We start from the raw sequence: 12563 nt of genomic DNA, 5'->3' as shown, positions 1-12563 counted from the left end.
TTAGACGTACCAATAAAAATGCCTGCACTATTGAGTGCAGGCATTTTTTTATCTTTCTCGAACAGCTAACCTTAATTAATCGTGATAGTTTTCTGCCGCGTACAAGGTATTTTCTAACAGGCTAGCAATGGTCATTGGGCCAACACCACCCGGTACTGGCGTAATATAACTGGCGTGCTGGGCTGCAACATCAAATTGTATATCGCCAACGAGTTTACCGTCGTCTAAACGATTAATCCCCACGTCTATCACTATAGCGCCGGGTTTGATCCATTCACCAGGAATAAAGTTGGCTTTGCCTACGGCAACGATCACTAAATCGGCAGCGCGGATCTTACTTTCAAGATTGCGGGTAAATCGATGGCAAGTCGTGGTTGTACAGCCGGCAAGAAGCAACTCTAAGGTCATGGGTCTGCCAACTATGTTAGATGCACCAACGACCACAGCATCTAAACCATAAGTATCGACACCAGTTGACTTGATTAACGTCATAATGCCCATTGGTGTACAAGAGCGCAGCACTGGGATGCGCTGCGCTAAACGGCCGACGTTATAAGGATGGAAACCATCGACATCTTTATCGGGGCGGATACGTTCAATGACTTTTGACTCTTCAATGTGCTCTGGCAGCGGCAATTGCACTAAAATACCATCGATTGCAGTATCTTCATTACACTGATCAATCAAGGCAAGCAAATCAGCTTCAGAGGTGTCAGAGGGGAGGTCAAATGACTGCGAGAGGAAGCCTACTTCCTCACAGGCGCGTCTTTTGCTGCCCACATAGACTTGTGATGCCGGATCGGCTCCCACAAGAATCACGGCTAAGCCAGGAACACGTTGTCCAGCCTCTTTACGGGCGGTTACTTTTATAGCTAACTGAGTTCGAATGGATTGGGCGATCGCTTTGCCATCGATTATTTGGGCTGTCATGAGGGGTGGATTTCCTTAATATGGCGCGATAATAAAAACGGCGACATTTTAACAGGGGCATAGGTCGGTGTCATTGATTTAGCTGTATAACAGACCGTTTTAAAATACGAATAATCCAGTGATGACTAATTTGCGTATAGTGCGTATTGGATGTGGGCTGTTGAGCTAAAAGTTGTTTAGATGTAGCAGTAGCACAAAATATGGCTAAAATAGTCCTTCAGATAATGATCAGCTATTAAGCAGTAACGTTTTGGCTTACTTTTAGAGCGATTTTAATATTACTATCTTCCATATAACAAGACGTATTATTAGCCTATTAGATGAAATTATTGGCGTATAGTCGTTAAAATAAGCAAGTGAATGGGCTTTTAAAAATAATCGTTGACGGTATTAAATTGAGGGGATAAGATGCGCTCCGTTCTCAGGGAGACTTAGTCAAACAGCGAACAAAGTAATACTTTCGGTGATTAGCGCAGCCCGGTAGCGCATCTGGTTTGGGACCAGAGGGTCAGAGGTTCGAATCCTCTATCACCGACCAAATTTTTAAGTAGCGTGTAAACGTTATTTGCCCAGTTAGGATATGAACCTAGTTCATAACGAAGCGCCCGTAGCTCAGTTGGATAGAGCATCCGCCTTCTAAGCGGATGGCCGCAGGTTCGAATCCTGCCGGGCGTACCAAACAGTGGTGATTGTAGCTCAGTTGGTAGAGCCCCGGATTGTGATTCCGGTTGTCGTGGGTTCGAGCCCCATCAGTCACCCCACTTCTTTCATAGAAGAAAAATAAAAAAAGCGACCTTGAGTCGCTTTTTTTACGCCTGTAATTCGAGCTTTGAGGCTCGACTATGCAGAAAACCGTGGCTATAATGTCGCGTCTTGATAAATTTCAACTATATGCGACGACTGCGAAACTCAGTTACCAAGCCATTTTAGTCGTTTTTTTAGATCAAGAAACGAATACCTTAATAGTTGAATATTCGGCTATTACAAAAAGACGTTTGACATATTTCGAGGTAAAACAATGCAAGTTTCTGTAGAAACAACACAAGGTTTAGAACGCCGCCTAACAATTTCTGTTCCTGCTGAACAGATCGAGAAAGCCGTCTCTGATAGTTTGAAGAATGAAGCCAAGCGTGCGCGTATTCCTGGTTTTCGTCCTGGTAAAGTACCTGTAAGCGTGATCAATAAGCGTTATGGTAGTGCGATTCGTCAAGACATCACTGGTGAAGTGATGCAGCGTAACTTTGTTGAAGCTATCATCGCTGAAAAGTTAAACCCAGCTGGTGCGCCTACTTTCGTTCCTGGCGAAACTGACGGTGAATACTTCCAGTTTGTAGCGACTTTTGAGATCTACCCAGAAGTAGAACTAAAAGGTCTAGATGCGATTGAAGTTGAACAGCCTAAAGCTGAAGTGACTGATGCTGATGTTGACGCAATGATCGAAACACTACGTAAGCAACACGCTACGTTTGAAGTAGTTGATCGTGCTGCTGCTGATGGCGACAAAGCGAAAATCGACTTTGTTGGTTCAATCGACGGTGAAGAGTTTGAAGGCGGTAAAGCTGAAGATTTCGAACTACAACTAGGTAGTAACCGTATGATCCCTGGTTTTGAATCAGGTGTGGTTGGTCACAAAGCCGGTGAAGAGTTCGACATTGAAGTGACTTTCCCTGAAGATTACCATGCTGAAAACCTAAAAGGTAAAGTTGCTAAGTTTGCAATCACCCTTAAAGAAGTTCAAGCGGCTAACCTACCAGAAGTCAACGATGAGTTTGCTAAGTTGTTTGGTGTTGCTGAAGGTGGCTTAGAAGCACTTAAGGCTGAGATCAGCAAGAACATGAGCCGTGAACTTGAACAAGCGCTAAAAGCGAATGTTAAAGAGCAAGTACTTAATGGGCTGCTTGAGCAAAATGATATCGAACTGCCAAAAGCCTTGATCGACGGTGAAGTCAACGTCCTGCGTCAACAAGCGATGCAACGTTTTGGTCAGCAAGCGGCTAACATGCCTGAGCTACCAGCCGATCTATTCACTGAACAAGCTGAGCGCCGCGTAAAAGTAGGTCTACTGCTAGGTGAAGTGATTAAAGCTAACGAGCTAAAAGCTGAGGACGATCGCGTACAAGCGCTTATCGCATCTATGGCTTCTGCATATGAAGATCCAAGTGAAGTTGTTGAGTATTACAACAACAATCCAGAGATGATGCAGAACATGCGTAACGTTGCATTAGAAGAGCAAGCCGTTGAAGCATTGTTAAAATCTGCGAAAGTGACCGAAAAAGAAGTCAATTTCGAAGAATTTATGAACAAGGCTACCGGTCGCGCGTAACCTATGCTTGACTTAAATGGCTATTAGCCATTTATAATGGCTCGTATGAGGCTCCTCATGCGAGCCATTTTTATTTAGGGAAGTTAATAATGCTAAATGCACCAGAATCAGTACTGAATGCACTTGTCCCAATGGTTGTAGAACAAACTGCCAAAGGTGAACGCTCATATGATATCTATTCTCGTCTCTTAAAAGAGCGCGTGATCTTTCTCGTTGGACAAGTTGAAGAGCACATGGCTAACCTCATCGTTGCACAACTACTGTTTTTAGAGTCGGAAAGTCCTGACAAAGATATTTATCTTTATATTAATTCTCCTGGTGGTTCGGTCACTGCAGGTATGGCAATTTATGATACTATGCAGTTCATTAAACCGAATGTCAGCACGGTATGTATCGGTCAGGCTGCCAGCATGGGCGCATTTTTGTTAGCCGGTGGTGCAGAAGGTAAGCGTCATTGCTTACCTAACTCGCGGGTAATGATCCATCAGCCACTAGGTGGTTTCCAAGGACAAGCGTCTGATATTGCGATTCATGCGCAAGAGATCTTGGGGATTAAAAATAAATTAAACCAAATGCTGGCCGATCACACAGGTCAACCTTTGGAGGTTATCGAACGCGATACCGATCGTGATAACTTTATGAGCGCCAAAGAGGCTGAAGCCTATGGTCTGGTTGACTCTGTGTTAGACAAGCGAAGCTGATAATTGTCCGTTGCTGAGCTATGATCAGTAAAGGTTGTAAGATTAATTATGCAGTGCCAGACACTGCAAAAGAGGTAAAGTAATGGGCGACAACAAAAGCAACGGTGATAGTGGGAAACTACTGTACTGCTCTTTTTGTGGAAAGAGTCAGCATGAGGTTCGTAAGCTCATTGCTGGTCCTTCAGTGTATGTATGTGATGAGTGTGTTGAGCTTTGTAATGACATCATCCGCGAAGAGATCAGAGAGATATCACCTAAGCCTGAACAAGATAAGCTGCCTACACCCCATGATCTCAGAGCGCATCTCGATGATTATGTTATCGGTCAGGAAAAAGCGAAAAAAGTCTTGTCGGTTGCAGTATACAACCATTATAAGCGCTTAAAGAATGCTTCTCCTAAAGATGGTGTCGAGCTCGGTAAGAGTAATATTTTACTGATTGGCCCAACGGGTAGCGGTAAAACTTTATTGGCCGAAACCCTAGCACGGTTCTTAAATGTTCCGTTCACCATGGCAGATGCCACGACACTGACCGAAGCCGGTTATGTGGGTGAAGATGTAGAGAACATCATCCAAAAACTCTTGCAAAAGTGCGACTACGATGTAGAAAAAGCTCAGCGTGGTATCGTCTATATCGATGAGATTGATAAGATCAGCCGTAAGTCAGATAACCCATCGATCACTCGAGATGTGTCGGGTGAAGGCGTGCAGCAAGCTTTGCTTAAGCTGATTGAAGGTACGGTTGCCGCTGTACCTCCACAAGGTGGCCGTAAGCACCCTCAGCAAGAGTTTTTGCAGGTTGATACTTCAAAGATCTTATTTATCTGTGGTGGTGCATTTGCGGGCTTAGAGAAAGTGGTTGAGCAGCGTTCACAAGTCGGTACCGGCATTGGCTTTGGTGCTGAAGTTAAAGGTGAATCAGACAAGGCCACTATCTCAGATATGTTGATGCAGGTTGAGCCGGAAGATCTCGTTAAATACGGTCTGATCCCAGAGTTTATCGGGCGTTTACCAGTGCTCGCCACATTAACAGAACTCGATGATGCTGCGTTAGTACAGATTCTGTCTGAGCCAAAAAATGCATTAACTAAGCAGTTTGCTGCGCTTTTCGAAATGGAAGGTGTTGAACTTGAGTTTAGAGAAGATGCGTTAAAAGCGATTGCGCTAAAAGCGAAGACCCGTAAAACGGGGGCTCGTGGTTTACGTTCAATCGTAGAAGGCCTGTTACTCGATATCATGTACGATTTACCATCACTCGATAATGTGGTGAAAGTGGTTATCGATGAATCTGTGGTAAACGGCGAATCAGACCCGATCTTGATTTATGAGAACACCGAATCTCAAGCTGCTGTTGCCGAACAATAATTGGCCTAACAGAGCACTAAATTATGATTAAGGAGTCCGACGGGCTCCTTTTTTTATGTTTGCCATTGAAACCCATTAATCAACCCCAATATACTCATTAATATTGTTAGCAACCGGAATCGAGCTATGACCTTAGAGCGTGAAGCGCGAATCGAACTCCCTGTACTGCCGCTGAGAGACGTGGTGGTGTATCCTCATATGGTTATCCCCCTTTTTGTTGGCCGGGAAAAATCAATTCGTTGCTTAGAGGCGGCGATGGAGCAAGATAAGCAGATTATTTTAGTCGCACAACGCGATGCTGAACTAGATGAGCCAACTAGTGACGATATCTTCGAGGTGGGTACTGTTGCATCAATCCTACAATTGCTTAAGTTACCTGATGGTACGGTAAAAGTACTGGTAGAAGGTGGCCAACGTGCGCGCATTGAAAAGTATACGCAAGAAACAGAATACTTTATTGCCACTGCAGAGTATTTAGAGTCTGAGCAAATTGCCGACAAAGAAGAAGAGGTTCTGGTTCGTTCTGCTCTCGGTCAATTTGAAGGTTATATCAAGCTCAACAAAAAAATCCCACCAGAGGTGTTGACCTCACTGTCAGGTATTGATGAAGCCGCGCGCCTCGCCGATACCATGGCCGCTCATATGCCATTAAAGCTGGAAGACAAGCAAACCATTCTCGAGATGGTCAATGTTTCTGAGCGACTCGAATATCTGATGGCCATGATGGAGTCTGAAATCGATCTGTTACAAGTCGAGAAGCGTATCCGTTCTCGCGTTAAAAAACAGATGGAAAAGAGTCAGCGTGAGTATTACCTCAATGAGCAGATGAAGGCGATTCAAAAGGAACTTGGCGATATCGATGAGTCCCATGATGAATTTGAAACCTTAGCGAAAAAAATTGACGAAGCTGGCATGCCTAGCGAGGCAAAAGAGAAAGCCGTTGCTGAACTGAATAAGCTGAAGATGATGTCGCCAATGTCGGCTGAAGCCACTGTAGTGCGCAGCTATGTCGACTGGATGATCTCTGTGCCTTGGAAACAACGCTCTAAAATTAAGCGTGACTTAGCCAAAGCACAAGATGTACTCGATACCGACCATTTTGGTTTGGAAAAGGTCAAAGAGCGCATTTTAGAGTATCTCGCGGTGCAGAGCCGTGTTAAGCAGCTTAAAGGGCCAATTTTATGTTTAGTTGGACCACCAGGGGTCGGTAAAACCTCGCTTGGCCAATCCATCGCTAAAGCGACTGGCCGTAAATATGTGCGTGTCGCGTTAGGTGGCGTTCGTGATGAGGCGGAGATCCGTGGGCATCGTCGTACCTACATTGGCTCGATGCCAGGTAAGGTGATTCAAAAAATGTCGAAAGTCGGCGTTAAGAATCCGCTGTTCTTGCTCGATGAGATCGATAAAATGAGTTCAGATATGCGTGGTGACCCAGCGTCAGCCTTGCTTGAAGTACTCGATCCTGAGCAAAATGCGACCTTTAGCGATCACTATTTAGAAGTGGATTACGATCTATCCGATGTGATGTTTGTGGCCACCTCTAATTCAATGAATATCCCAGGTCCACTGCTTGACCGTATGGAGGTGATTCGTCTTTCTGGTTACACTGAAGATGAAAAGCTAAACATTGCTAAACAGCATTTGTTACCTAAGCAAATTGAACGTAACGGCCTGAAAGCCAGTGAAGTGATGGTAGCAGACAGCGCCATTATCGGCATCATTCGTTACTACACCCGCGAAGCTGGTGTGCGTTCGTTAGAGCGCGAGTTATCTAAGATTTGTCGCAAGGTGGTTAAGCAAATTTTGCTGGATAAATCCGTTAAGCATATCGATGTAAATCAAGATAATTTGAAATCATTTTTAGGCGTACAGCGCTTTGATTACGGTAAAGCTGAGTCAAATAATCAAATTGGCCAAGTAACAGGCCTTGCATGGACCGAAGTGGGTGGTGATCTGCTCACTATTGAAGCCACATCGGTACCAGGTAAAGGTAAGTTAACTTACACTGGTTCACTTGGTGATGTGATGCAAGAGTCGATTCAGGCGGCAATGACTGTGGTTCGTGCCCGCGCCGAACAACTAGGCATTAACCCTGATTTTTACGAAAAGCGCGACATTCATGTACACGTACCAGAAGGTGCGACACCTAAAGATGGTCCATCTGCTGGTGCCGCTATGTGTACGGCATTAGTGTCTAGCTTAACGGGTAACCCTGTACGGGCCGATGTGGCGATGACAGGTGAAATCACCTTACGTGGTGAAGTTTTACCTATTGGTGGTTTAAAAGAGAAGTTGCTTGCAGCCCATCGCGGCGGGACAAAATTAGTGCTTATTCCGAAAGAGAATGAGCGCGATTTAGAAGAAATTCCTGCCAATGTGATTGCCGATCTGGACATCAGGCCGGTACGTTGGGTCGATGAAGTCTTGGCTTTGGCGTTAGAACGACCAATTGAAGGGTTTGAAGTTGTTAAAAATTTGGGCTAACGCAAGAAAATGCTTATTTGCATTAAAAAAAATGCAAAAAGGGGCTTTCTAAAATCCTAACCTGTGGTAGCCTAGGTCGGTGGATAGCTTTTTAGCTACAGGCCTTGGCGCTACTGGTTTTTAGCTTATTCCAATTTTATTTCTTAGGTTTTCCTATTTGGCTTGAACTTTAGGATCAAGCTTGTTATAAAAGCCACCGCAGACCGCTCTAGACAAGGATTTGGTTGCGGCGCACAAAATTAAATTCAAGGGGATGACATGAACAAATCTGAACTAATCGAGAAAATCGCATCTGGTGCTGATATTTCTAAAGCGGCAGCAGGCCGTGCTCTAGATTCTTTTATTTCTGCTGTGACAGACGGCCTTAAAGATGGCGATAAAATTTCTCTAGTTGGTTTTGGTACTTTTGAAGTTCGTCAACGTGCAGAGCGTACTGGTCGTAACCCACAGACGGGTAAAGAGATCAAGATTGCAGCGGCAAACATTCCTGCGTTCAAAGCAGGTAAAGCACTTAAAGACGCTGTAAACTAAGATAAACTTAGTCAAGGTGGCCTTTGTAAACCTTACACGCCGATAAGCACTGTTTAAACAGTGCTTTTTACCGAGTAAGTGTTTTGATAATGTAATCGTCATTATCATGCCGTTGGCCTAACTTACGTAATGTATAACTAGGTCTGACAATTTACATAGAAGGCGCATCCTATCAAGTGATGCGCCTTTTTATTTTTAGTAACGAGCGAGAAATCTGATGTTAGAAAAGATTCGCGAAGGCTCACAGGGCGTGATTGCAAAAAGCATTCTCGTACTTGTAATACTATCCTTTGCATTTACTGGCGTGAGCAGCTATTTAGGATCATCATCTGAGCCTGTAGCCGCCACCGTAAACGGCGAAGAGATCAGTAACTCAGCGTTGGAACAAGCCTATCAAAGCGAGCGTGCTCGATTAGAGCAGCAACTGGGTGAAATGTATGATGCACTTGCCAGTAATGAAACTTACTTAGCAAGCGTAAAACAAAGTGTATTAGAGCGTTTGGTTGCCGATAAGCTTATCGATCAGGCGGCAGCAGATTTAGGCTTGACCGTCTCTGATGAGCAGATCAAAAACGCGATTATTAACGAGCCAGCCTTTCAAACTGACGGCCAGTTCGATAATGACCGCTATCTGGCACTTATTCGTCAGCTGGGTTACCAAGTAAACAGTTTCCGCGACATGATGCGTGTCGATATGACTCGTCGCCAGTTAGTGGCTTCATTGGTGGGTTCTGAATTTGTATTACCAGGTGAAGTTAATTACTTAGCCACTATTCAGGCGCAAACCCGTGATATCCGTTATCACGTTGTTGATGCAACACCGCTACTTGAACAAGTAAGCGTGCCTGATGAGGAAGTAGATAGCTACTATCAGGCCAACCAGCATCAATTTGTGCGACCAGAAACTGTATCACTCGATTATATCGAGCTTAATGCTGCAGATATGGCCAGTGGACATAGTGTCACCGACGAAGAGGCTAAAACCTATTACGACGAACATAAGGTGCAATACCTGCAGCCTGAAAAGCGTCTTGCAGGGCATATTTTAGTTAATTTTGGTGATGATGATACGGCGGCTAAAGCTAAAGCCGATGCTATCTATGCTAAGTTAGAAGCTGGTGAGGACTTTGCCACCTTAGCCCAAACTGAGTCAGATGATACCTTTAGTGCAGAGCAAGGAGGTAAACTTGATTGGTTTGAACAAGGTGTCATGGATCCAGCCTTCGACAGCGCCTTATTCGCGCTAGATGAAGGTCAGTATTCAGATGTGGTTAAAACCAGTTTTGGTTTTCACATAATTAAACTGCTCGATGTTCAAGCGGGATCAACGGCATCATTTGATGATGTTAAACAGCAGATTGTCGCCCAGTTAATGGAAAAGAAAGCAGTGGATCAGTTTTACGGTCTGCAGCAACGCTTAGCCGATGTGAGCTATGAAGTACCTGACACCTTGTCTGAAGCGGCTCAAGAAGTGGGTGTAGCAGTTAAAACTAGCCCAGAGTTTTCACGTGACAATGCGCCAGAGCCGCTTAACGCGCCTGAAGTGATCAAAGCGGCCTTCTCTGAAACGGTATTGCTCGACGGCATGAACAGCGACGTTATCGAATTAGGTCCAAATCATGTGATGGTTGTGCGAGTGAAGTCCCATACGCCAGCAGGAACGCTAGCCCTAGAGCAAGTTAAAGCCAGTATTGTTGAGCGCCTCAAACAAGACAAGGCAAACGACATTGCTCGTGAGCAGGCTCAAACACTGATGGCGGCGATTAAAGCGGGTGAGAGCACAGCTGAGCTAACCACTCAAGTGCAACTGACCCGTTTCGATCAACGCATTGATAATGCTATTACTACTAAAGCGTTTGAAATGGCACAGCCAAATGCTGAGCCTGTGGTTGATACCGCCGCCTTGGCCAATGGCTATGCGGTTATCGTGCTCGATAAAGTGAATACCGCTGAGACTGTCGATGATAACTTGGCCAATGCCATTAAGCAGCGCCTTAATTCACAGTATGCTGAAAGCGATTACCGTGCAGTGATAAGCCTTTTAAAAGCACAAAGCGAAGTGGCTTATAGCCCAGCTGAGTAAATTATCCCGTCATTGATAAAAAGCCAGAAGCGTGATCTTCTGGCTTTTTTTATGCTAATAATTTATCGATGCTTAAGGTGCAATTAATCGGGTTTACGCCGCGTAATCTTTGCTCTGCTGACGCGGTAAGGTTAGAGCTAGTCACTTTGTACTGACTCATACACGAACTGACACTTTTAGATTTTGAATGTGACCTTATCTAACATTGAAGCATCTCTTGATTAATGTCTGAAAGGAGCGATAAGCAGACGGTCGCTCTAACTCGTTTTTGGACAAAAGTATCTTGACCTTCGAATGAAGGGGCTGGCATTTTTGGCTGGTAGCATTTAGTCGAATTAGTTTTTATTTATTGATGGTAGCGTTAACCTTTATGGCAACCAATTGCCTGCAGCATGCCTTTCGTGCAGGTGCTTCTTCGGCACCGCTGTAAACCCATCCTTGGGCGCTCTGCGATTTCATCCCTGAAATCGAAGGCCTCAGCCGCACCTACACCCGAGTTCTTAATCTCTTCGATTTGACCTTACTAGTGTCACTCGGACAATCAAAAGCTAAATTGTTTTTGGACAAAAATGTTAGAACTTTAGATCTATTTCATCAGGTTCGGATTCATTTATGTATGGGTAATGCCCAAATAACAGGCTAAGTAATGGTTGGCTAAAATTGTGCAGCGAAGCGAAACGTAGCCAACTGTTACGTGTCCTTGTTTATTTCTTGTTATATCTCGTTTTATAGTGTCACTTGATAGACGTCGACGTTAACCCCACGAAACACAGACGATTTAATAAATTTAAAACCTGTTCTATTTACCACTTTAACAGAGCTAACATTCGCTGACTCTATTAGCGCGTGTACAGCTTTAAGTTTTAAGGATTTTTTAGCAAAATCTAAAACACCAAATGTTGACTCAACAGCATAACCTTTACCTTGTTGGTCAGTGGCAAGGCGATAATTGATATGTATAACATCATCAGTGCCCACTTTATGCTTATTTAGACCACACACACCAACAAACTCACTAGTTATAGAGTTATAAATTGCCCAATGCCCATAACCATTTAAGTCATATTGATTTTTACAATTAGTTATATAGTCATAAATCTGTTCTTCTGAGTGAACACCTACGGTCGAATATTGCATCACAATAGGATCAGCTAACACTTTTGATAGGTTTATAGCATCCTCATTCGTAATTTTACGAATACTTAACCTTTCAGTTTCAACAATAGTCAACACAAACTCCTAGAGGTATTACGCCCGCCACAAACGCGAGCAACTTGTTGCGAGTCGAGCCGCGAAGCGGCGTTTTGATGGTGATTATTAGATATCACAGCTTGATGACTGCCAACATATCTTCACCATCTTCATCCAAACCCACTTCCTCAAAGCCAAAACTTGAATAAAAATCTTTGGCCACTGGGTTTTCAGGGTCATAGCAAATTTCGATTTCTTTTATTTTGTCACTGGCTTTGATTTCATTGAGTGCCAAATTTAGCGCAGCTCTACCAATACCCGCTTTTTGAAAACGTTGATCCACCATAAAGCGCCAGATAGAAACTTTTTCAGGGGTTTCAGATACCCACATGAAAAAACCGACAGGTTTATCGTTTTGATAGATCGCTCTACAGGTATGCCCTTGGCTGTAATGTGACTCAACCAAAGACCACATATTACTCGCAACATATTCCTGTTGCTCATCCGTGACATCTAAGTCACATACAGCTTCATAATTTGAACTTGTAACTTCTTCCAGTGTGATACTCATGGCGTCCTGCATTATAAAACAATAACATAATACGCTTTCGGTTCATGTTCAATCGCCGTGATGTGATTTTGTCATTTTAGGTCGATACGATATGGCCGGAGTATTGATATATGACGACATTAAGCCTGCTGACTTGAAAACGGCGTATTTCAGCTGTACTAAACCAACCTATTGCACCAGAAGAACAACAGGTTTTGTGATGCAATAAAGCAATAAGTCTAACAATGGAAGTCAGAATATAGTGTTACATTTGATAAATTTAGGACAATAAGCAAACCATACTATTCATGGGATAGACACTCTAAATTGAAGATGGATAAAAGCACGCTAGCCTTAGAATAACAAAAAATGACAGTGATGCTATTCATGAACCAGACTAGGCAAGT

The 12563-nt window shown here is 43.8% G+C and carries 9 protein-coding genes and 3 tRNA genes; 9 read left to right on the top strand and 3 right to left on the bottom strand.

Going from position 1 to position 12563, the window contains the following annotated elements; genetic code table 11:
• Positions 1 to 75 precede the first annotated feature (75 nt).
• Positions 76 to 930, bottom strand: coding sequence for a bifunctional methylenetetrahydrofolate dehydrogenase/methenyltetrahydrofolate cyclohydrolase FolD (gene folD, locus DVO77_RS02000; RefSeq protein ID WP_110456624.1), 855 nt, complete (start codon positions 928 to 930; stop codon positions 76 to 78).
• Between the two features lie 461 nt (positions 931 to 1391).
• Between folD and DVO77_RS01995 the strand changes: the two genes are divergently transcribed.
• From DVO77_RS01995 to DVO77_RS01950, 9 genes are all read left to right on the top strand, one after another.
• Positions 1392 to 1468: transfer RNA gene (locus tag DVO77_RS01995), tRNA-Pro, on the top strand.
• Between the two features lie 63 nt (positions 1469 to 1531).
• A tRNA-Arg gene (locus DVO77_RS01990) sits at positions 1532 to 1608 on the top strand.
• Positions 1609 to 1615: 7 nt separating this feature from the next.
• Positions 1616 to 1691: transfer RNA gene (locus DVO77_RS01985), tRNA-His, on the top strand.
• Positions 1692 to 1948: 257 nt separating this feature from the next.
• On the top strand, positions 1949 to 3253 hold the full coding sequence (tig, locus tag DVO77_RS01975) for a trigger factor (protein ID WP_119977058.1): 1305 nt from the start codon (positions 1949 to 1951) through the stop codon (positions 3251 to 3253).
• 89 nt (positions 3254 to 3342) lie between these two features.
• Complete coding sequence (gene clpP, locus DVO77_RS01970; RefSeq protein ID WP_110456621.1) at positions 3343 to 3954, top strand: ATP-dependent Clp endopeptidase proteolytic subunit ClpP; 612 nt, start codon at positions 3343 to 3345, stop codon at positions 3952 to 3954.
• Between the two features lie 82 nt (positions 3955 to 4036).
• The gene (gene clpX / locus DVO77_RS01965) at positions 4037 to 5317 is read left to right on the top strand and encodes an ATP-dependent protease ATP-binding subunit ClpX (protein WP_110456620.1); all 1281 of its coding nucleotides are present in this window, start codon (positions 4037 to 4039) and stop codon (positions 5315 to 5317) included.
• Between the two features lie 126 nt (positions 5318 to 5443).
• Positions 5444 to 7801 (top strand): endopeptidase La, encoded by a 2358-nt coding sequence (gene lon, locus DVO77_RS01960; RefSeq protein WP_119977057.1) that lies wholly within the window; start codon positions 5444 to 5446, stop codon positions 7799 to 7801.
• 258 nt (positions 7802 to 8059) lie between these two features.
• The gene (locus DVO77_RS01955) at positions 8060 to 8332 is read left to right on the top strand and encodes an HU family DNA-binding protein (RefSeq protein WP_011866302.1); all 273 of its coding nucleotides are present in this window, start codon (positions 8060 to 8062) and stop codon (positions 8330 to 8332) included.
• 217 nt (positions 8333 to 8549) lie between these two features.
• The gene (locus DVO77_RS01950) at positions 8550 to 10415 is read left to right on the top strand and encodes a SurA N-terminal domain-containing protein (protein WP_119977056.1); all 1866 of its coding nucleotides are present in this window, start codon (positions 8550 to 8552) and stop codon (positions 10413 to 10415) included.
• Between the two features lie 726 nt (positions 10416 to 11141).
• On the opposite strand, the gene DVO77_RS01945 is transcribed toward DVO77_RS01950, so the two are convergent.
• Together DVO77_RS01945 and DVO77_RS01940 are read right to left on the bottom strand one after the other, a co-directional pair.
• On the bottom strand, positions 11142 to 11648 hold the full coding sequence (locus tag DVO77_RS01945; RefSeq protein ID WP_249038081.1) for a GNAT family N-acetyltransferase: 507 nt from the start codon (positions 11646 to 11648) through the stop codon (positions 11142 to 11144).
• Between the two features lie 91 nt (positions 11649 to 11739).
• Entirely contained in the window at positions 11740 to 12177 is a 438-nt protein-coding gene (locus DVO77_RS01940; protein ID WP_119977054.1) for a GNAT family N-acetyltransferase, read from the bottom strand.
• Positions 12178 to 12563 lie beyond the last annotated feature (386 nt).

Source organism: Shewanella algidipiscicola, from assembly GCF_003605125.1.
Classification (GTDB): Bacteria; Pseudomonadota; Gammaproteobacteria; order Enterobacterales; family Shewanellaceae; genus Shewanella; species Shewanella algidipiscicola.
This window is presented reverse-complemented; position numbering and strand designations above follow the sequence as displayed.